General features: G+C 65.9%; 24 protein-coding genes. 8 read left to right on the top strand and 16 right to left on the bottom strand.

Annotation, left to right across the window (positions count from 1 at the left end; all coding sequences use genetic code 11):
* The first annotated feature begins 64 nt into the window (after positions 1 to 64).
* Positions 65 to 523: a MaoC family dehydratase gene (locus DXK21_RS12590; RefSeq protein WP_114818127.1), complete on the top strand. Its 459-nt coding sequence runs from the start codon at positions 65 to 67 to the stop codon at positions 521 to 523.
* Here the strand turns inward: DXK21_RS12590 and DXK21_RS12585 are convergent.
* Positions 520 to 948, bottom strand: coding sequence for a GNAT family N-acetyltransferase (locus DXK21_RS12585; protein ID WP_114818126.1), 429 nt, complete (start codon positions 946 to 948; stop codon positions 520 to 522). The genes DXK21_RS12590 and DXK21_RS12585 overlap by 4 nt on opposite strands.
* An 84-nt stretch (positions 949 to 1,032) precedes the next feature.
* Between DXK21_RS12585 and DXK21_RS12580 the strand changes: the two genes are divergently transcribed.
* Both DXK21_RS12580 and DXK21_RS12575 read left to right on the top strand, forming a co-directional pair.
* Positions 1,033 to 2,703, top strand: coding sequence for a lysine--tRNA ligase (locus DXK21_RS12580; RefSeq protein ID WP_114818125.1), 1,671 nt, complete (start codon positions 1,033 to 1,035; stop codon positions 2,701 to 2,703).
* Positions 2,704 to 2,945: 242 nt separating this feature from the next.
* Positions 2,946 to 3,425 (top strand): SH3 domain-containing protein, encoded by a 480-nt coding sequence (locus tag DXK21_RS12575; RefSeq protein WP_114818124.1) that lies wholly within the window; start codon positions 2,946 to 2,948, stop codon positions 3,423 to 3,425.
* Between the two features lie 64 nt (positions 3,426 to 3,489).
* Here DXK21_RS12575 and DXK21_RS12570 read toward each other — a convergent pair whose 3' ends face one another.
* The 6 genes from DXK21_RS12570 to DXK21_RS12545 all read right to left on the bottom strand — a co-directional run bounded on the left by DXK21_RS12570 (position 3,490) and on the right by DXK21_RS12545 (position 7,799).
* Positions 3,490 to 4,125 (bottom strand): S24 family peptidase, encoded by a 636-nt coding sequence (locus tag DXK21_RS12570; protein WP_114818123.1) that lies wholly within the window; start codon positions 4,123 to 4,125, stop codon positions 3,490 to 3,492.
* 57 nt (positions 4,126 to 4,182) lie between these two features.
* The gene (locus DXK21_RS12565; RefSeq protein ID WP_114818122.1) at positions 4,183 to 4,605 is read right to left on the bottom strand and encodes a hypothetical protein; all 423 of its coding nucleotides are present in this window, start codon (positions 4,603 to 4,605) and stop codon (positions 4,183 to 4,185) included.
* Positions 4,606 to 4,709: 104 nt separating this feature from the next.
* Positions 4,710 to 5,057: a hypothetical protein gene (locus DXK21_RS12560; RefSeq protein WP_114818121.1), complete on the bottom strand. Its 348-nt coding sequence runs from the start codon at positions 5,055 to 5,057 to the stop codon at positions 4,710 to 4,712.
* Positions 5,058 to 5,172: 115 nt separating this feature from the next.
* Entirely contained in the window at positions 5,173 to 5,583 is a 411-nt protein-coding gene (locus DXK21_RS12555; RefSeq protein ID WP_114818120.1) for a PaaI family thioesterase, read from the bottom strand.
* Positions 5,580 to 6,062 carry a PaaI family thioesterase gene (locus tag DXK21_RS12550; protein ID WP_114818119.1) on the bottom strand — a complete coding sequence of 161 codons (483 nt, stop codon included), beginning with the start codon at positions 6,060 to 6,062 and terminating at the stop codon, positions 5,580 to 5,582. The genes DXK21_RS12555 and DXK21_RS12550 overlap by 4 nt, the downstream gene beginning before the upstream one ends.
* A 120-nt stretch (positions 6,063 to 6,182) precedes the next feature.
* Positions 6,183 to 7,799 carry a response regulator gene (locus DXK21_RS12545; RefSeq protein WP_114818118.1) on the bottom strand — a complete coding sequence of 539 codons (1,617 nt, stop codon included), beginning with the start codon at positions 7,797 to 7,799 and terminating at the stop codon, positions 6,183 to 6,185.
* Between the two features lie 207 nt (positions 7,800 to 8,006).
* Here DXK21_RS12545 and queC point away from each other — a divergent pair, with 207 nt between their 5' ends.
* The 3 genes from queC to DXK21_RS12530 all read left to right on the top strand — a co-directional run bounded on the left by queC (position 8,007) and on the right by DXK21_RS12530 (position 9,908).
* Positions 8,007 to 8,726, top strand: a complete 720-nt coding sequence (gene queC / locus DXK21_RS12540) for a 7-cyano-7-deazaguanine synthase QueC (RefSeq protein WP_114818136.1) — start codon at positions 8,007 to 8,009, stop codon at positions 8,724 to 8,726.
* Positions 8,723 to 9,358 carry a 7-carboxy-7-deazaguanine synthase gene (queE, locus tag DXK21_RS12535; RefSeq protein WP_114818137.1) on the top strand — a complete coding sequence of 212 codons (636 nt, stop codon included), beginning with the start codon at positions 8,723 to 8,725 and terminating at the stop codon, positions 9,356 to 9,358. Before queC ends, queE begins: the two co-directional genes overlap by 4 nt.
* Positions 9,359 to 9,521: 163 nt before the next feature.
* Entirely contained in the window at positions 9,522 to 9,908 is a 387-nt protein-coding gene (locus DXK21_RS12530; RefSeq protein WP_114818135.1) for a VOC family protein, read from the top strand.
* Here DXK21_RS12530 and DXK21_RS12525 read toward each other — a convergent pair.
* The 6 genes from DXK21_RS12525 to DXK21_RS12500 form a co-directional block, all read right to left on the bottom strand.
* On the bottom strand, positions 9,905 to 10,552 hold the full coding sequence (locus DXK21_RS12525; protein ID WP_114818117.1) for an AraC family transcriptional regulator: 648 nt from the start codon (positions 10,550 to 10,552) through the stop codon (positions 9,905 to 9,907). The genes DXK21_RS12530 and DXK21_RS12525 overlap by 4 nt on opposite strands.
* A gap of 95 nt (positions 10,553 to 10,647) precedes the next feature.
* Positions 10,648 to 11,268, bottom strand: a complete 621-nt coding sequence (locus tag DXK21_RS12520; RefSeq protein WP_114818116.1) for a DJ-1/PfpI family protein — start codon at positions 11,266 to 11,268, stop codon at positions 10,648 to 10,650.
* Positions 11,269 to 11,350: 82 nt separating this feature from the next.
* Positions 11,351 to 11,623 carry a hypothetical protein gene (locus DXK21_RS12515; RefSeq protein WP_114818134.1) on the bottom strand — a complete coding sequence of 91 codons (273 nt, stop codon included), beginning with the start codon at positions 11,621 to 11,623 and terminating at the stop codon, positions 11,351 to 11,353.
* Between the two features lie 212 nt (positions 11,624 to 11,835).
* Positions 11,836 to 12,531 carry a pirin family protein gene (locus DXK21_RS12510; protein ID WP_114818115.1) on the bottom strand — a complete coding sequence of 232 codons (696 nt, stop codon included), beginning with the start codon at positions 12,529 to 12,531 and terminating at the stop codon, positions 11,836 to 11,838.
* Between the two features lie 209 nt (positions 12,532 to 12,740).
* On the bottom strand, positions 12,741 to 13,838 hold the full coding sequence (gene aroC / locus DXK21_RS12505) for a chorismate synthase (protein ID WP_114818114.1): 1,098 nt from the start codon (positions 13,836 to 13,838) through the stop codon (positions 12,741 to 12,743).
* 10 nt (positions 13,839 to 13,848) lie between these two features.
* Positions 13,849 to 14,586, bottom strand: a complete 738-nt coding sequence (locus tag DXK21_RS12500; protein WP_114818113.1) for a DnaJ C-terminal domain-containing protein — start codon at positions 14,584 to 14,586, stop codon at positions 13,849 to 13,851.
* Positions 14,587 to 14,729: 143 nt separating this feature from the next.
* Here DXK21_RS12500 and pdxH point away from each other — a divergent pair, with 143 nt between their 5' ends.
* Entirely contained in the window at positions 14,730 to 15,392 is a 663-nt protein-coding gene (gene pdxH / locus DXK21_RS12495) for a pyridoxamine 5'-phosphate oxidase (protein WP_114818112.1), read from the top strand.
* A gap of 6 nt (positions 15,393 to 15,398) precedes the next feature.
* Here pdxH and DXK21_RS12490 read toward each other — a convergent pair whose 3' ends face one another.
* From DXK21_RS12490 to DXK21_RS12480, 3 genes are all read right to left on the bottom strand, one after another.
* Complete coding sequence (locus DXK21_RS12490) at positions 15,399 to 16,013, bottom strand: TetR/AcrR family transcriptional regulator (RefSeq protein WP_114818111.1); 615 nt, start codon at positions 16,011 to 16,013, stop codon at positions 15,399 to 15,401.
* Between the two features lie 86 nt (positions 16,014 to 16,099).
* Positions 16,100 to 16,744 carry a uridine kinase gene (gene udk / locus DXK21_RS12485; protein ID WP_114818110.1) on the bottom strand — a complete coding sequence of 215 codons (645 nt, stop codon included), beginning with the start codon at positions 16,742 to 16,744 and terminating at the stop codon, positions 16,100 to 16,102.
* Between the two features lie 154 nt (positions 16,745 to 16,898).
* Positions 16,899 to 17,840, bottom strand: a complete 942-nt coding sequence (locus DXK21_RS12480; RefSeq protein WP_245945215.1) for a hypothetical protein — start codon at positions 17,838 to 17,840, stop codon at positions 16,899 to 16,901.
* A 252-nt stretch (positions 17,841 to 18,092) separates the two neighbouring features.
* Between DXK21_RS12480 and DXK21_RS12475 the strand changes: the two genes are divergently transcribed.
* Positions 18,093 to 19,724, top strand: coding sequence for a long-chain-fatty-acid--CoA ligase (locus tag DXK21_RS12475; RefSeq protein WP_114818109.1), 1,632 nt, complete (start codon positions 18,093 to 18,095; stop codon positions 19,722 to 19,724).
* The last annotated feature ends 1 nt before the right edge of the window (position 19,725 follow it).

Below are 19,725 nucleotides of genomic sequence, written 5' to 3'. Positions count from 1 at the left end.
CACGGCGGTTGGCCACGCGGCATGAAGCGTCTATCTGAGCCTCAGTTCGCATGAGGAAGACGACATGGCCGATCGCTATCTGGACGACCTGACGGTCGGCGAAAGCTGGGAAGGCGCGCCCTTCACCATCACTGAGGGCGAGATCATCGCCTTCGCCGAGCAGTTCGACCCCCAGCCCATGCACATTGATCGCGCCGCCGCCGCCCAGGGCCGGTTCGGCGGCCTGATCGCCAGCGGCTGGCACGTCGCCTCGCGGGTGATGCGGGAATATGTCGACGCCGCCTATTTCGGCGCCACGCCGATGCTGGGCCTCAGCATCGACGATCTGCGCTGGCTGCGCCCGGTGCGTCCCGGCGACACGCTGACGGCGCGACGCGAGATCCTGGCCGTCACCCCGTCGCAGAGCCGCCCCGACCGGGGTACGGTCAAGACCAAGACCTGGGTCCGCAACCAGGACGGCGACCTGGTCATGACCTTCGAGAACCTGATGCAACTCCCCAAGGACGCCTCGGCGCGGCTCTAGGCGGCGTCCGGGCGCAGGAACAGGGCCATGCCGATGGAGGCGGGCGCCGTGGGCTGGAAGCCGTACTGAGCATAGAGGCGGTGGGCCTCGCCGTCCGCGATCAGGCTGATGTAGGCCTCGGCCGGGACGGTGGCGCGCAGGTGCTCGACCAGCGCCGCCATGACGGCCTTGCCAAGACCCCGGCCCTGATGGGCGGGATCGACGGCGATGTCGACGATCTGGAAGAACAGGCCCCCGTCACCGATCACCCGGCCCATGCCGACCGCTTCGCCCGCCAGATTTTCGATCACCACGGCGAAAACGGTGTTGGGCAGGCCGACCGCAGCGGCTTCGGCGCTGCGCGGGGTCAGGCCCGAGATCGCCCTCAGGCGACGATAGTCGTCGATAGCTGGCGTGCGGGCGACAAGGCGGTAGTCGGGGCTCATGTCACCCTTGCTAACCGATGATCCAGCCGCCTGACAGGGGGATCAAAAGTTGACGTGATGCTGCGGAGCCTTCAAAGCCCGTGGATGCTTCAGAACCTTGAAACCCTGTCCCGTGAGGCCCGTTCGTGGCCGTTTGAGCAAGCGCGCAACCTGCTGGCCCACGTGCTCAAGAAACGGCTGTCGGATGCGGAGCGCGATGCGGCCAAGCTGCTGATCGACGCGGGCAAGGCGGATGAGGCTCTGGCGACCTTTGAGGCGCTGAACGCGCCGGTGATCCTGGAGACGGGTTACGGTCCGTCGGGTCTGCCGCACATGGGCACCTTCGGCGAGGTCGCGCGCACGACCATGGTGCGCAACGCCTTCCGCGCCCTGACCGGCGACCACTGGCGCACGCGCCTGATCGCCTTCAGCGACGATATGGACGGTCTGCGCAAGGTGCCGGAGGGCGTGCCGAACCCGGAGATGCTGCGCGAAGACCTGCACCTGCCGCTGACCAAGGTGCGCGATCCGTTCGGCACGCACGACAGCTTCGGCGCGCACAACAACGCCCGTCTGCGCGCCTTCCTCGACAGCTTCGGCTTCGACTACGAGTTCATGTCCTCGACCGAGACCTATCGGTCAGGCCGGTTCGACGCGACCCTGCTGACCCTGCTGGAACGCTTCGACAAGGTCATGGGCATCATGCTGCCCACCCTGGGCGAGGAGCGTCGCGCCACCTATTCGCCCTTCCTGCCGATCAGCCCGATCACCGGCCATGTGCTGCAGGTGCCGACGCTGGAGCGCAACGTCGAGCGCGGGACCATTGTCTTTGACGACCCGGCGGGCGGCCGCACCGAGGTCCCCGTCACCGGCGGCCATGTGAAGCTGCAGTGGAAGCCCGACTGGGCCATGCGCTGGACCGCGCTGGACGTCGATTACGAGATGTCGGGCAAGGACCTGATCGAGAGCGTGCGCGAGAGCGGCAAGATCTGTCGCGCCCTGGGCGGCACGCCGCCGGAAGGCTTCAACTACGAGCTCTTCCTCGACGTCGAAGGCAAGAAGATCTCCAAGTCCAAGGGCAATGGCCTGACGATGGACGAGTGGCTGCGCTACGGCACGCCCGAGAGCCTGAGCTGGTACATGTTTCAGTCGCCGAAGTCGGCCAAGAGCCTGCATTTCAACGTCATTCCGCGCGCGACGGACGACTATCTGTCCTTCATCGAGCAGTACAAGACGCAGGAACCGGCCAAGCAGATCGACAACGCCGTGTGGCACATCCATTCGGGCCAGCCGCCCGAGAGCGCCTCGCCGGTGTCCTTCGCCCTGCTGCTGAACCTGGTCGGCGTGGCCAACGCCTCCAGCAAGGACCAGCTGTGGGCCTATTTCGCCAAATACCTGCCGGACGCCACGCCCGAGAACGAGCCGGTGCTGGACCGTCTGATGGGCTATGCGCTGAACTACTACGAGGACTTCGTGAAGCCCTCGAAGACCTATCGCCTGCCCGACGACAAGGAGAAGGCGGCGCTGCTGGACCTGGCGGAACGTCTGAAGGCCCTGCCGGCCGATACGACCGACGGCGAGATCATTCAGGGCGAGGTCTATGCCGTGGGCAAGGCGCATGAGTTCGAGCCGCTGCGGGCTTGGTTCCAGGCGCTGTACGAGGTGCTGCTGGGCGCCTCGCAAGGGCCGCGCTTCGGGTCGTTCGCGGCCATCTATGGTCTGCCCCAGACCATCGCCCTGATCGAAGCGGGCGCGAACGGCGAGTTGGTCGCCTAAGCAGCGTCGTTGAGGGCGGTGCTTCCTGCGGTCCCGGATAACGGTTTAGCCGTTTCCGGGATGACGGGGTTAGCGGGCCTCAAGTAGCCCGAAGGGCGGTAGGCCCAGCATCATGGCCTCAAGTAGCGCGAAGCGCGGTAGGCCCCAAGAAAGATGAACCGAATATAACGGTGAGGCCGGGGGAGCCTTCAGCTTCGCTGGCGCATTGTCCTCCTCACGATAGTCGATGACAGGAGAGAGACATGTCGAAGTTCTTCAAAACGGGCCTTGCCGCCACCGCAATGTTCGCCGCTCTGGGTTCGGCCGCCGTGCCGATGACCGCCAGCGCCATGCCTCAAGCCAACGGCGTCACCAACTGCGACGCCCCGGGCGGTCGCCAGCAAGCGGGCGCCGCGATCGGCGCCCTGCTGGGCGGCCTGGCCGGCAGCCAGGTGTCCAAGAATGAGCGCGCCCTCGGCGCCGTGGTCGGCGCGGGCGCCGGCGCCGCCGCCGGTTCCTATATCGGCTGCAACCAGCAGCGCGCGCGTTCGGCCAACCAGGCCGCCGCCAACTCGTACCGCGCCACGTCGAACCTGCGCATCCGCACGGGTCCGGGCGCCAACTATCGCCAGACCGGCAGCCTGTCCGCCGGCCAGCCCTTCACCGCTGTGGGCTCGCAGGGTGAGTGGGTTCAGATCGCCGGCGGCGGCTGGGTGAACGCCCGCTACGTCGCGCAGAACTAAGGGCTTTCAAGCCTGAATCTGATGAGGGCCGCCCCGGTGGGGCGGCCCTTTTTCGTTGGGCGCCTTACTGACTGACCCACAGGATTCGGGCCATCCACAGGATGTCGCGGCGGGGCAGCGCGCGTGGCGGATAGGCGGGATTGATCGAAGCCAGGGTCACTTCGCGGGCGTTCAGGGCGGCGATTTCCTTGGCCAGGGTCTCGCCTCCGGTGGTGCGGACCACGACGCGGTCGCCCTTGCGCACTTCGGTCGCCTCGCGGTCGACGATGACCTTGTCGCCTTCGCGATAGAGGGGCGTCATTGAATCGCCGGCGATCTGCAGACTCAACAGGCTGTCCTTCACGCGCGGCAGGTCGGTCTGCTCCCAGCCCTCGGCCAGAGGCAATCCGGCGTCGTCGAAGAAGCCGTCAGCCCCGGCCTGGGCCATGCCGAGCAGGGGAATCGCTCTGGGTTCGGGCGGCGCATCGTCAGCCAAGGCCGCAAAGGCGCCGAGGGAAATCCCGGTCGCAGCAAGAACCTGCATCAGGCTTTCGGTCGATGGCCAGCGCGGTCGGGGCGGCTCGCCGGGGCCAAAGCGCTTTGACCGATTGAAGCTGGTCGCGTCCAGGCCCGCGCGGCGCGCCAGACCGGAGGGCGACGTGCCTTCGCGCTGCGCCAGGGCGTCGAGGGCCTTCCAGAGCTTGGCGTGGGAAAGGGGCACGGGCGTTCTCGAAGCGGCGACGCCGGCAGTTTAGCGCGAGGCAGTAGGAATATCTACCTAGTCTATATCGGCGCCTATGGCGCGGCGCTCTTGCCAGGCCCAGAAGGTGCCGACCGCGATGGCCAGCATGATGCCGTAACCGGCCATGTTGACCACGGTGTAGAAGGCCGAGATCGGGGGGCTGAGTTTCATCATGACCATGATGTGGCTGGTGACGGTCAGAAGTTGCAGCGCGCAGGCCCAGACCGGCCAGGACCGGGGGGCCTTCCAGACCATGGCGCTGAAGATGATCAGCATCACGACGTCGAGGACGAAAACGCCCCACTGCACGCCGAAGGGGCTGCCCGAGGTCTGAAGCAACAGGGACGCGAACCAGCCTATCATATAGGCTCCGGCGCCGATGCGTTCCGGTTCGCCGCCCTTGAGCAGGGCAAAGAGGCCGACCATGACCATAAAGCCAGCGCCGACATAGGCAGCCATAGTTTCGAACAAGAAGCGCCCCCACTGTCATTTATGACAATGGGGGCGATCATAACCTAGTCTAATCCAGAACCGGAGAGCCGATCCTAAAGGTTACGGGAATTTCACGCGACGCGCAGGTGGTCGCCCTTGTGAGTCATCGGGCGGTTGTCCCATTGGTCGGGCTTGTTCAGCGGGCCCACGGCATAGGTGCCGTAGCCGAGGCGGCGATGATCTTTTTGCAGTTCGGCGTGGCAGGCGACGACGGCGTCGCGGGCGGTGCTGAGCGCCATGATGGCTTCGATGGCCTTGGCCTGCGAGGCCGCGCCCGACACCGGCGAGATCGACAGGGCGGCGCGGGCGCCGATCATCGACTGAACCAGGGTGGTGGCGTGGGTGATGGCGTCATCCACCGCTTTTTCGGTGGCGTAAAGATCGCCGGCGACGCCGGCGATGACTTCTGTGCGGTCCATGACTTTACCCCTCAATAAAGAAACACGTTCATTTCTTAACGCGTATTAAGGGTGTTTGGTAGGGTTTTGTTTACCAAAGGTTATATTTCAACCTTTGGCTGCGCAATCTGCTACCCTAGGTCTCGTCGCCTTCGTCGCCGCTGAGCAGGAAGTGGGCGGTCAATGCGGCGATGGGCTGGTCGCGTCCCTGCTGCCAGGCTTCGGCGGTCACGTGGGCGACGCGCCGACCCGCCTTGTTGATGCGGGCCTGGGCGAAGACGTCGCTTGGCCGACCCGAGCGCAGATAGGCCACGGTGACATTGATCGGGCGGGGCAGACGCAGGCGCGGATAGCTCAGCGACACCTGGGCCACCGCCGTCATCTCCAGCAGGGCGGCGGTCGATCCGCCGTGCAGAGCGGGCAGCATGGGGTTGCCGATCAGATGGTCGGCGAAGGGCATGACCACGGTCAGTTCATCTCCGTTCAACTGCGTCTTCAGGCCGAGGAAGCGGGCGTAGGGCAGGCTGTCCAGCAGGGGGGCGGTCATGCGGCGTCTCCGGCATGGGTCTTGGCGCGCAGGTTGGCCCCGGCGCGGTGATCGCCCTCTGCGCTGATGACATAGGCGGACTGGGCGGCGGCGACGGGATCGGCGGGATCGTCCTCGAAGGCCCAGGCGCGGACGAAGCCGATGCTGCGCGTCAGCCGATAGCAGCGCGCCTCGGCGATCAGGTCCCGGCCTGGGATGGCGGCGCGCATATAGTCGACGCGCAGGTCCAGGGTGGCGATCGGCTGATAGGCCTTCAGCCCGACCCAGACCGCAAGGCCGCCGACGTGGTCTAGAAGGGTAGTGACCAGCCCGCCGGCCAGGACGCCGGTTTCGGGGTCGCCGACCAGATCCTGGCGATAGGGAAGGCGGAGGCGGACACGGTCGCCGTCGAGGCCCTCGTATTGGAAGCCCAAGGCATGGGTATGGGCCGCCCCGGAGGCGAGCTGAGGGAGTAGGGTGGTCAGGAACTGGTCCGTCATCGAGACGCCTTTGGCTGGGCTGTCTACGGTCGTGCGGATCGCGACAGCATCTGCCTTGGTGGCCTGTGGCCCGGGGTCTTGTCCAGTCGCGCGGGGCCGATCAGGTCTTGCAATGACGGATCAGGCGGCGGGGCGCTTGCGTGCGGCAGGGGTGTCCGCGCCTTTGGACGCTTCGGACGCGAGGGCGGCGTTCATGGCCATGCGCAGCCGCTCCGGCTTGATCGGCTTTTCGACGACGGCGGCCATGCCGACAGCCAGATAGTGCCTGGCGTCTTCGGGATCGGCGTTGGCGGTCAGGGCCACGATGGGGATGTTGCGGCTGTCGCCGGGCAGGGCGCGAATGGCCTGCGTCGCCTGAACCCCGTCCAGGCGCGGCATCTTGATGTCCATCAGGATCAGATCGAACGAGCGGACCTGAACAGCCTCCAGCGCTTCCTGACCGTCCTCGACGGTTTCCGAGGTGCAGCCGAACATTTCACACAGAGCCTGGGCCACGACGCGGTTGGTGGCGTTGTCGTCCGCGATCAGGACGTGCGGGCGGGCCTGCAGGTCCAGTTCGTTCAGGGTGGAGACATTGGACGGCGCCTCCTGTTCCAGGATGGCGCGCGGCGCGGACAGATCGAAGGCGAAGGTGGCGCCGCGACCGATGTTATTTTCGACCCATATCCGGCCGTCCATCTGCTCGACCAGGTGGCGGCTGATCGACAGGCCCAGGCCCGCGCCGTCGGGGCCGGCTCCATGGTCGAAGACCTGGTCGATGCGGGCGGGGTCGACGCCGGGGCCGTCGTCGCGAACGCGGGCCTCCAGACGGACCTGATCGCCGATGACGACGGCCTTCAGGCTGGCTTCCACCATGCCGTTACGGGCGAATTTCAAGGCGTGGCCGATCAGGTTGTTGAACACCTGGCTCAGTCGCGCGCTGTCCAGAACGCCGGCCAGTTCCGTGTCGCCTTCATAGCCGACCATCAGGGTGACGCCGTCCTGGGCGGCGCGGGGCGCCCACAGGGTCTGGACCTGGTCCATCACGGCGCGCAGCGGCGTCGGGGCCGGTTTCAGCTCCAGTTCGCCGGCCTGGGCGCGGGCCAGGTCGAGGGCGTCCTGCAGGGTTTCGAGCAGGGTTTCGGATGAGTCGATGATCGTCTGGACATGGGCCAGAGCGGCCTCGTTCAGTGGTTGGCGGCGCAGCAACTCGGCCACCGCGAGGACCCCGTTCATCGGCGTGCGCAGTTCGCGGCTCATCAAGCCCATGAACTGGCTCTTGGCGTGGGCGGCGGCAGCGGCCTGAACCTCGGCGTCGCTGAGCGCGCGCACCTGTTCGGCCAGATCGCGGTTCTGCTGACGCTGGATGGCGTTGACGGCGCGCAGCAGCGACACCGCCGTCCCGACGCCGCGATAGGCGCCGTTCCGCGTGACGATGAAGCCGCGCATCAGGGCGCCGGGGCCGCTTTTCAGGATGATGTCGGAAAAGGCGTCGATGCGGACCCCGGCCTCGACCACGGCGGGCTCATTGTCCATCACGTGGGTGATTTCGCGCGCGCTATACAGGCTCTGGCCCAGCGGTCCAGCCAGCTTCATCAGGAAGTCGCTGCGTTCGATCAGACCCAGAGGGCGTTCGCCGTCGACCACCGGGATGACCAGGGTGTCCGGCTCGCGCTCGAAGCGCGCAAAGACCTCGCTCGCCATAGTGACCGCAGTCACCGGCTCTACGCGCTCAGTCAGCACTTCGATCGTCGGCATACGGCCGGCACTCCAATATGGATTTTTACACTTGATGAGAACGCTTTGCGAAAGGGTTAAGGACGAACGGAATTTGCTCAAACTGATGAAAAGGGTCTGCGGTCGTGTTTTGCGGCCCGGCGCGGACTGGCGTATAGGGGAGCTCTGATCCGATCTTTCCCTGTTCCTTTTGGATGCGCGCGGCCCTTGGCCGACCGCAGGTTCGTCATGAGCGTTACGTCGCAAGCTTCTGAAACCTCTGCTCTTGTCCTGTTTTCGGGCGGGCAGGACAGCGCCACCTGTCTGGCCTGGGCGCTGGAGCGGTATGACCGGGTCGAGACCATCGGCTTCGACTACGGCCAGCGCCACGCGGTCGAGATGCAGGCGCGCCAGACCGTGCGGTCGGAAATGGTGAACGTCCTGCCGCAATGGGCCGACCGGCTGGGGCCGGATCACGTGGTCGATCTGACCGGCTTCGGGGCCATCGGTGAGACGGCCATGACCACGGATCGCGCCATCGAGGCCGACGCGCGCGGCCTGCCCAACACCTTCGTGCCGGGACGCAACCTGATCTTTCTGGTCGCGGCGGCGGCGCTGGCGGATCGCCGGGGGCTGGAGGTTCTGGTCGGCGGCATGTGCGAGACCGACTTCTCGGGCTATCCCGACTGCCGCAACGACACCATCCAGGCCATGAGCCAGGCCCTGACCCTGGGCCTGGCCAAACCGTCGCCGATCGAGACGCCGCTGATGTTCCTGACCAAGGCCGAGACCTGGGCCCTGGCCGAACGGATCGGCGGGGCGGCGCTGGTGGAGATGATCGTGGAGGCCAGCCACACCTGCTACCTGGGCGACCGGACGCACCGCCATGCTTGGGGTTATGGCTGTGGAGCCTGCCCGGCCTGCGAACTGCGCGCGGCGGGCTACGGCGAATGGGCGGCGCGCGCGTGACCTATTCGGCCAAGGAAGTCTTCCTGACGGTGCAGGGCGAGGGCGGTCAGGCCGGGCGGCCCGCCGTCTTCCTGCGCTTTGCCGGCTGCAACCTGTGGAGCGGGCTGGAGCGGGATCGCGCGACTGCCGTCTGCAGCTTCTGCGACACAGACTTTGTCGGCGTGAACGGCGACGGCGGCGGCAAGTTCAAGACCCCCGACCTGATGGCCGACCATGTCGCCGGGATGTGGCGGGGCCGCGAGGGCGATCCCAGACTGGTGGTCTGCACCGGCGGCGAGCCGCTGATGCAGCTGGACGCGCCGCTGATCGAGGCCCTGCACGCGCGCGGGTTCGAGGTCGCCATCGAGAGCAACGGCACCCTGGCTGCGCCCGAAGGGATCGACTGGATCTGCATCAGCCCCAAGGCCGACGCCCCCGTGGTCCAGACCTGGGGGCAGGAGCTGAAGCTGGTCTATCCGCAAGCCCTGGCCATGCCTGAGCGGTTCGAGGGCCTCGATTTCGAGCGTTTCTGGCTGCAACCCATGGATGGCCCCGACCAGGCCGCCAACACCGCCGCCGCCATCGAATACTGCCTGACCCACCCGCAATGGCGGCTGAGCGTCCAGACGCACAAGTATATCGGGGTGCGGTAGGGCGAGAAGCGGACCGCTGACCGTCCGTTAGGGTTGGAAAGGGATCTTGGACCTGGGCGCCGTTAACGTGGGCGCAGGCGGCGAGCCAAAACCCTGTCGCATTTCTTCAAGACGCCGCTGCTGCATAGACCGTATGCATTTCCCGTAGTCGAGGAAATGCATGATGAAATTGCGGTACACCATATTCTATGTCGATGATGTCGCGGCCAGTGTCGACTTCTATAAATCGGCATTCGGCCTGGACCTTCGCATGGTCCATGGGGAGGGTGACTACGCGGAACTGGACACCGGGACGACGAGCCTTTCCTTCTGTTCCCGCAAGCTCATGGATCAACTGGGCAAGCGGACCGGAACCCCGGAGGTGGATGCGCCTGTGTTCGAGATCGCCTTCGAGACCGATGACGTGGAGGGCGCTTTTAAAAGAGCGGTGACAAATGGCGCCCGTCCGATCAGCGCACCTGAAGAGATGCCTTGGGGCCAAACCGTCAGCTATGTCGCGGACATCAATGGCTACATGGTCGAGATCTGCAGCCCTGTCAGTCCGCCCTAGGCGTAGCCGCTCTGCGACAGGGCCGCATTCAATTGTGCATCCTGCCTGATGCTCGATGGCGCACATCCAAACCATCGACGCATCTCACGGCTTAAGTGCGCCTGATCCGAGAAGCCGTTCTCGTAGGCGACCGTCGCCATGTCGTGCGTACTGAAAAGAGATTTTGCGGCACGTCGCGCGCGCGCCAATTGCCGCCAGAAGACCGGGCTTCTGCCGGTGCTCCCCATCACAAGCCGCTGGAAAGAACGCTCCGACACGCCCGCCTGCCGCGCGCAATGTCCCATGCGTATCTCTGACTGGGCGAGCAGGGTCAGAGCTTCCTCGACATGGCTATCGACCCGGACGAACTCCGCCAGACGCTTGAGCACGTCGTCGGGAGGAGATGTGCTCTGCCGCGCAAGACCAAGGAAATTCTTGGCGTCCAGGATCGCGCCAGGCCTGAGCCTGGCTCCCAACAGGGTCGTATTTGACGCGACAACCTTGCGCTCGGTGGTGTCGGCCAGAGCAAACAGGGTCCAGGAGTGGGGGCCGCTCGATGGCAGACTTACGATGATGTCGCGGCAACCGTCCGGGGGTATGTCCACCCTACAGGCCGAAACCTGATAGTGTTCCCAAAGATCGAGAACGCCTTCCACTGCCGCCACCCCTGTTGCTCCACCCGCTCTGAAGGGCGGTCGCTCAGGCCCCCTAACCAGTCATAGTGGACGTTCCTTTTGACGCCTATGGGGCGAGAACAGCCCTAAGCCGCCAGCGTATTTTCATCCGTCAGAAACGGCGTCACCGCCGATATGGCGCGCGCGACGTATTCGGCCTTTTCGCCGACGGGGGCGACGTAGTGGATGGCGTCTTCGGCGTCCTGCGGGGTGGCCAGGCGGGCGATCATCCAGGCGGCGAGGTATTGTGAGGCCAAGCAGCCGCCCGCCGTGGCGACATTGCCGTGGGCGACGAAGGGGGCGTCCACGACATTGACGCCGGCCTCGATGACCCAGGGCTTGGTGGTCAGGTCGGTGCAGGCGGGCAGGTCGCCGATCAGCCCCAGCTTGGCCAGCAGCAGGGTTCCCGAGCATTGAGCCCCGATCAACTGGCGTGATGGGTCCAGCGTCAGGCGCGAGAGGAAGGCGGGGTCGGCGGCGTAGTCGCGGGTCTTGATCCCGCTGCCGATCAGGACGGCGTCGGCCTCGGCCAGGAAGTCCAGCGGCTTCTGGCGCTGGATCGTCACCCCGGCCATCGAGGTGACTTCGGGCGTGGGGCAGGTGATGTGGGCCGCCCAGCCCTGCGGCTTCATCCTGTTCAGGATGCCCGCCGCGATGAAGCTGTCCAGCTCATTGAAGCCGTCAAGGGTCAGGATGGCGATTTGCATGGTGGGCTCGTCAGGGGAGGGAGGCGCTACCCTAAGCCGACAAGGGCGCGGCGCGACAGGGCCAGTTGGCGTGTGAGCGGCCTTAGCAGTCCTTGCCTTGGCGCTGGCGTTGTTCGCAGCGGCGCTGTTCGCGTTCGTATTCGCGCTGCTCGCGCTCGCGCTTGGCCTTGGTTTCCTCGTCCGAGGTGGTGACGGCGTCAAAGCCAGCGCCCACCACAGCCCCGGTCGCCTTGACCGTGCCGCCGACAACGGCCGCGCCGGCTCCCGCGACGGCGCCGACGACGCAGGCTTGCAGCAGCAGCGAACCGCCGACGACAGCCAGAAGGGCGGTCGCCCGCGCGAAGGGTTTGGTCATGTGAAGCTCCCGAGGCGCCCATTCTGCGCGAAGGAAGTGAACAGAGGCTGACGGCGAGATCATGGCCTGCATCCTCCTGCCGTCATCCCGGGGCCGCGAAGCGGAACCCGGGACCCAGACGGTGGAGGCTTGAAGGGGCGGGAAAGCGACAGGAGCCGCGGCCTGGGTCCCGGATAACGGCTTGCGCCGTTTCCGGGATGACGGAGGGGTGGTTACAAGCTGTCAACCATGACCAGTTCGGCGTCTTCGCTGGCCGTGATGGTGATCGTCGGCTCGTCGATGATGCCGGCGCCGTCGCGGGCGTTCAGCGTCGTGCCGTTGACGTCCACCCGGCCCACGGCGGGGACCAGATAGGCGCGGCGACCGGCGGCCAGGTCATAGGTCAGGCTCTCGCCCGCCTTCAGCGTCGCGGCCAGAATCCTGGCGTCGGCGTTGATCGACAGGGCCTCGTCCGCCGGATCGCCGGAGGCGACGACGGTGAAGCGGCCGGAACGGTCGTTCTTGGGGAACTCCCGTTGGCCCCAGGACGGCTGGGCGCCCGGCTTGTCCGTCTCGATCCAGATCTGGAACAGGGTGGTCGTCTCGTTCTCGAGGTTGAACTCGGAGTGACGGACGCCCGTGCCCGCGCTCATCACCTGAACGTCGCCCGCGCCTGTGCGGCCCTTGTTGCCCATCGAGTCCTCGTGGGTGATGGCGCCGGTGCGGACATAGGTGATGATCTCCATGTCGGCGTGGGGGTGGGGCGGAAAGCCCGACTTGGCGGCGATCTCGTCGTCGTTCCAGACGCGCAAGCGGCCCCAGCCCATGCGCTTGGGATCATAGTAGTTGGCGAACGAGAAGTGGTGCCTGGCGTTCAGCCAGCCGTGGTTGGCGCCGCCGAGGGTGTTGAAAGGTCTGACGTCGATCATGATGCGGTCTCCCTGTGGCGCAGCCTATGCCGCGCTGTTCGGGAGCTATATAGGTAACAATAACTGTTGCGAAAAGGGGTGTCGTGCGGGGTTCGTCATCCCGGAAGCGGCGGAGCCGCTATCCGGGACCGCCGGAAAAGCTGAAGGCGGCGTCTTGGGCGGTCCCGGCTCTGCGCTGCGCTTCGGCCGGGATGACGAAGGAGAGGGTTTCAGCCCATCTGCGCCCGGTGGCGCAGCATGGCGTCGGCGAGGACGATGGCGGCCATGGCCTCGACGACCGGGACCCCGCGCAGGGCGACGCAGGGGTCGTGGCGGCCCTTGGTGCGCAGGTCGACCTCGGCGCCGTCGCGGTTGATGGTCTGGCGCAGGGTCAGGATGGAGGAGGTGGGCTTGAACGCCACGCGCGCCGTGATGGGCTGGCCGGTGGAGATGCCGCCCAGAACCCCGCCCGCCTTGTTGGACAGGAAGACCGGCTGGCCGTCGTCGCCGATGCGCATTTCGTCGGCATTGTCCTCGCCCGACAGTTCGGCGGAGCCGAAGCCCGCACCGATCTCGACGCCCTTGACCGCGTTGATGGACATCAGGCCCGAGGCCAGTTCGGCGTCCAGCTTGGCGTAGAGGGGGGCGCCCCAGCCGGCGGGAACGCCCGTGACCTCCAGCGCCACGACGGCGCCGATGGACGAGCCCGCCTTGCGGACGCCGTCCAGATAGGCTTCCCAGGCCGGGACCACGTCCGCTGAGGCGGCGAACAGGGCGTTGTCGTAGACGGCGTCGAAGTCGAGGGCGTCGTCGGGGATGCGGTGCGGGCCCAGCTGGACCACGCCGGCGCGGATACGGATGGCGTCGCCCAAAACACTGGAAAGCACCTTACGCGCCACGGCGCCCGCCGCGACGCGGCTGGCCGTCTCGCGGGCTGAGGAGCGTCCGCCGCCGCGATGGTCGCGCACGCCGTACTTGGCCTGATAGGCGTAGTCGGCGTGACCGGGGCGGAAGGCGCGGGCGATCTCGCCATAGTCCTTGGAGCGCTGGTCGGTGTTCTCGATCATCAGACTGATCGGCGTGCCGGTGGTGACGGGGCCGTTCCCGTCGTCGAAGACGCCAGACAGGATGCGGACCTGATCGGCCTCCTGCCGCTGGGTGACGAAGCGGCTGCCGCCGGGCTTGCGCAGATCCAGCAGGGGCTGAATGTCGGCCTCGGTCAGCGGGATCAGCGGCGGGCAGCCGTCGACGACGCAGCCGATGGCCGGGCCGTGGCTTTCGCCCCAGGTGGTGACGCGGAACAGATGACCGAAGGTGTTGTGCGACATGGCTTACCGCTTAGGCCGCGATGCGCTGTGGCGTCCAGACCCGCGTGAAGCGAAGCAGCAGGTCTTCGGCCGCCGAGGGCAGGTCGGCCGAGGCCTCCAGCTTGACGAACAGGTCGCCGGCCGGGCGGTTTCCGCGTGCGGGCAGGCCCAGGCCCTTCAGCCGCAGACGCACCGGCTCGACCATGTCGGGGACCAGCCAGGACGAACGCAGCCCGGCGTGGGTCATGATCTCGATGCGGCCGCCGTCGTCCATCATCCGCTGCGGCACGGCCCAAGTCATGAACAGGTCGCCGCCGAGCACCGATAGGCCGTCGGCGGGGCGGATCAGCACGGGCAGCAGGGCGTCGGCGCCGTTCGGGCCGCCGCCCTTCAGACGGATCTTGTCGCCGGTCCGCACGCCCGGCGGGGCGTGAACCAGCAGGGTGCGGGCGCCGACGACCATGCGGACGCAGCCGCCGCTGATCGCCTGCATCGGCGTCAGGACCAGCAGGGGCGCGGGCGGGGGCGGCGGCGTGAAAGGCTTCGGTCGCGCGTGACCGGCGGGTGCGGGCAGGGCCAGGGTCTGGGCCTGCAACAGGCGGTAGGCGGCGATGACGCGGCGGAAGGTCTCGGCGTCGCCGCCGGGCGCATCGGGGCGGGCGGCCTTGACCGCCGCGCGAAACGCCGCCGTCAGGCCCTCGGCGCCCACCGGGCCGGTCAGGCCCAAGAGCGACTTGGCGTTTTCGAGGGTGAGAGCGTCCGCGTACATGGTCGCCAGCCTCGGACCAATATGGTCAAGACGGGGTTAACCCTGTCGATTGAAGCGGCAAATTCAGTTTATGGTGAAGCTTGGTGTCGCACCCTAGTCCACGGCTGATGACGTAGGGGAAATGCGGGTGTAGAGAATCGTCCATGACCCAGTCCGTGATCCCGCCCAGCCCGTCTGCTCAAGACTATGCCGCGCAACTGGCGGCCAATGCAGACGAGACCATGTTCGAGCGCGCCGAGCCCTTTGGCCTGTTTGTCGAGTGGCTGGAAGCGGCCAAGGCGTCCGAGCCGAACGACGCCAACGCCATGACCTTGGCGACCATCGACGCCGAGGGGATGCCGGATGCGCGGATCGTTCTGCTGAAGGATGTGGATGCGCGCGGCTTCACCTTCTTCTCCAATCAGGAGAGCGCCAAGGGCGAGCAGTTGTGGGCCCAGCCGTCGGCGGCCCTGGTCTTCCATTGGAAGAGCCTGCGCCGTCAGGTGCGGGTGCGCGGCGTCGTGGAGCAGGTCAGCGCGGCCGAGGCCGACGCCTATTTCGCCAGCCGGGCGCGCGAGAGCCGCATCGGCGCCTGGGCGTCGGACCAGTCGCGACCGCTGGACAGCCGGGCCATGCTGGAAACGCGCGTGGCCGAGAAGACGGCGAGCTTTGAAGGGCAGGACGTGCCGCGTCCCGACCGCTGGACGGGCTGGCGGGTCGTGCCGCAGCAGATCGAGTTCTGGCGCGACCGGGCCTTCCGTCTGCACGACCGGCTTCGGTTCGAGCGCGACGGCGACGCCTGGAAGCGCACCCGTCTCTGGCCGTAGTCGGCGCTAGACGGCGTAGCGGGCCAGGAAGGTCTCGACCGCGTCCTCGGCGATGGCGCGCGGCGTCCGTTCGGCCAGGACGTCGTCGCCCGTCACCAGGGGCACGAAGAAGACCGGGTGCTCAATCATGCCCATCAGTTGGCCAGCCGCCCAGGACGGCTTTTCGACCTTCAACTGCCCTGCCTCGGTCATTTCGGTCAGCATGCCCATCAGGATGGCGCCGAAGTCGTTACGTCCACGCTCGAAGAAGCGCATGGCGATGGCCTCGAAGCGCGGGCGTTCAGCCAGAACCAGCCGGAACACCGAGCGGACGAAGCTGTTGCTCATGAACTCGGCATAGCCGCCGATGAACTCTGTCAGGCGCTCTCGCGGCGAGCCTGAGGTCGTATGCACCGCCGCCATGTGACGGGCGAAGTCTTCCGAGGCGTTGTCGATGACCGCTTCGAACAGGACCGCCTTGCTGTCGAAGAAGGCGTAGAGGGTGGCCGTCGATACCCCTGACTCTCGGGCTATCGGCTCCATACGGGTGCCAGCGTAGCCCTCTGAGATGAAATGCAGTCTCGCTTGTCGCACGATGGCGGCGCGTCGAGGGTCGTCGAAGTCGTGGACCGGCGTGGTCATCGGTGCATACCCGGAAAGAGTATGGCTAACGTGCCTTTATATTGCCTTGATTGCAACAAGTAACGACGGTCTGCAAATGCAAATCATCAACGATGCCAAGATTCTAGCAGGGGGTGAGCCAGAACCGGCGCGGCCAGCCGAATGACCGCCTGCGGATCTTCCAGCCGCACCGCCGCTGTGGCGTCGGCGACGATGAAGTCGGCATGGGTGCGCGAGGGTTCCGTCAGCCGCTCGTGGCCAGGGCGGACCGTCAGCAGATACTGGTGAATGACGGATTCGGCGGTGCGGCCGCGCTCGGTCTGGTCGCGCAGCAGGCGGCGGATGAAGCGGATGTCGGCCGGAGTGTCGACGAAGACCTTGATGTCGAACAGGGCCGTCAGCGCCGGGGTGCACAGGACGTGGGTGCCTTCCAGGATCACCACCTCGGCGGCGGGGATCGGCTCGCCGCCCGGATCGCGTCCGTGGTGAAGGAAGGAATAGAGAGGGGCGACGACGGGGCGTCCGGCCTTCAACTCTGACAGGTGCTCGACCAGCAGATCATGGTCGCGCGCGGCGACGTCGTCGAAATCGTGGGTTTCGGCGTCAAAGCCCGGCACGCTGGCCGCGTCCAGATAATAGGAGTCCTCGCGCATCAGCACCGCGACCCCGGCGGGCAGGGAGGAGACCAAGGCCTCGGCCAGGGTGCTCTTGCCGGAGCCGGAACCTCCGGTGATGGCGATGAGGATGGTCATGAGGGGGGCTCCGTGCGTCGCCGGCCCCCTTGATCAGGTGTCCTCGCGTTTGCGCCGGAGATGTAGCCTGCGTCACGATTTCGGAAAAGAGATGACCTAAAACTAACGGGCCGCAGAATTGCTCCAGCGGCCCTGAGTTCGAAGCGAGGTCCTGCTATTCCGATTCAGGCGCAGGAGTTGCTGGGGCCTGAGTCAAGATGCACCCCCCTCCGATTTGCTGGGCGGTGGCGCAAGGATAGACGCGGTTCGTGACGCTATTTTGAACCCGAGCGATGAAGCCTTCACCTTCAGTTGCGCATTTAACCTCATAATACATGCCGGTCGGATTTTGGCCCATCAGGCGAGCCTGGGTGACATCACAGGCTGCGGCATCCGTTCCCGCGAGCAAGGCCTTCGCCGAGGTCGCGATCTCCGCTGGCGTTGTAAACTCGCAGGCAGCGTTTTCGGCCACGACCTGAATGCAGGCTGTCTTGCTCCAGTCTGGGCCCGTCTTGCGTATCCAGAAGCCTTGGGTCCCCTGACAGCCGACTTCGTAGATTACGGTATCGCCGTCCGCACCCAGCACTTTGCCTTGGTCTACGATGCAGTCGACGTCAGCGTGTTGAGCATAGCTCTTAATTGCACCTAGAATATCAGTGTTTCCAGGCAGCTCGCATTGCGACCCTACCTCTGCAGTTGGATCTTGTGCGCGTAGTGCCTGAGCAGAGGCAGCCAAAATGATGCAGTCGGTAACTGACGGTGGTGTTTTGGACTGAATTATATAGCCCGGTCCATCGGCGCAGGCGACTTCATATAACGATGTCTTGTCTGGGGTTTCGCCCAGGAACTTTGCATCGGTGACTTCGCAGGCTGTATCGGTCAGCGCGATTTGAGTTCGTGCAGCCGTCACCACATCCTCGGGGCTGAGGCCGTGCTGGGCGCGTTCACGCCGGTTTGCCCATAGCAAGTTGTCGACTTGTTGTCTGCGCGCTGCGTCACCACGGATCTGATCCTCTCTGGACTGAGCGTGCGTTGGAGCGGTGGGAACCAATAAGGAGCCGCTCGTTAATGAGACCAATAGGGCGCCGCAAATAGCGACAAGACGCGATGTGATCACCAAAGTTCCTCCCACATGACCTCAAATAGCATTGGTTGTTCATGCTCATTGCGTCAAGGGTGAGGAGCATCGGGCCAACAGCATGGGCGGCGGCAACCCGCCGTGAAGTGAGAGTTTAGCGATGGCCTACGCGAAATATGGCCTCTTAGTATGCGGCTTTGTTTCCCTAACGGCGCCGTTGCTTATCGTCGATCACATAGATAGCGTCCCTTGAAAGCGCCACGCACAGAGGGCGCAAGACGAGGGAATGCGATGCTGGGATTGATGCAGGACTGGCCGCTGACGGTCGACAAGATTCTCGATCACGCCAAGAACTGGCACCCGAACCGCGAGGTCGTGACGCGATCCGTCGAGGGGCCGATCGAGCGCACCACCTATGGCGCCATTCATGGGCGGGCCAAGCGGGTGTCGAATGCGCTGAAGGCCTGGAACGTGCAGCCCGGCGACCGCATCGCCACCCTGGCCTGGAACACCGCCGACCACATCGAGGCCTGGTACGGCATCATGGGCATCGGCGCGGTGTGCCACACGCTGAACCCGCGCCTTTTCCCGGAACAGCTGGTCTATATTATCAACCACGCCGCCGACCGGATCATCTTCGTCGACCTGACTTTCGTGCCGCTGCTGGACGCCATCCTGCCGCATTGTCCGTCGGTCGAGCGCGTCGTCATCATGACCGACGCCGACCACATGCCGCAGACCAAGCTGCCGGTGGTCGAATGCTATGAGACCGTGCTGGAGCAGTCGTCGGAAGACGTGGAGTGGGGCGGGTTCGAGGAGAACACGGCCTGCGGCCTCTGCTACACCTCCGGCACGACGGGGAACCCCAAGGGCGTCCTCTATTCGCATCGCTCGAACTTCATCCATACCCTGCTGGGGTTGCAGTCGACGGTCCTGGGCGCCACGCCCAAGGAAGTGATCCTGCCGGTGGTGCCCATGTTCCACGCCAACGCCTGGGGCATCGCCTTCGGCGGGCCGGCGGCGGGGTCCAAGCTGGTCATGCCGGGCGCGCGCATGGACGGCCCGGCCATCTATGAACTGCTGGAGACCGAGGGCGTCACCTTCTCGGCCGCCGTGCCGACGGTCTGGCAGGGGCTGTTGAACCACCTGCGCGAGAACAATCTGAAGCTCTCGACGGTCAAGCGCGTGCTGATCGGCGGCGCCGCCGTGCCGGAGAGCATGATCCGCGCCTTCCACGACGAGTTCGGGGTCGAGGTGCTGCAAGGCTGGGGCATGACCGAGACCTCGCCCATCGGCACCCTGTCGAACATGACGCCGGAACTGGCCGCCCTGCCGTTCGAGGAGCAGTTGAAGTGGCGCGTCAAGCAGGGCACGCCGCCGCTGGGCGTCGAGCTGAAGCTGAAGAACTACGCGGGTCAGGACATGCCGCACGACGGCTCGACCTATGGCCGTCTGATGATCAAGGGGCCGACCATCGCCCGCGCCTATTTCCGCGATGAGGGCGGCGAGATCCTGGACAACGAAGGCTTCTTCGACACCGGCGACGTCTCGACCATCGACGATCACGGCTTCATGCAGATCACCGACCGCGCCAAGGACGTCATCAAGTCCGGGGGCGAGTGGATCAGCTCCATCGAGATCGAGAACCTGGCGGTCGGCCATCCCAAGGTCGCCCTGGCCGCGGTTATCGGCTCGGCCCATCCGAAATGGGACGAGCGCCCGGTCCTGCTGATCAAGCTCAAGGAAGGCGAGGCCGAGGACAAGCAGGAGCATCTCGACTTCCTGGTCGGCAAGATCGCCAAGTGGTGGATGCCCGACGACGTGGTCTTCCTGGCTGACATTCCGCTGGGCGCCACGGGCAAGATCGACAAGAAGCTGCTGCGCGAGCAGATGAAGGACTATCGTCTGCCGACCGCAGGCTGAT

The organism is Brevundimonas bullata (assembly GCF_003350205.1).
GTDB classification, from domain to species: Bacteria; Pseudomonadota; Alphaproteobacteria; order Caulobacterales; family Caulobacteraceae; genus Brevundimonas; species Brevundimonas bullata.
The sequence above is the reverse complement of the archived record's forward strand: the minus strand, read 5'-3'. Positions and strand labels throughout refer to the sequence as shown.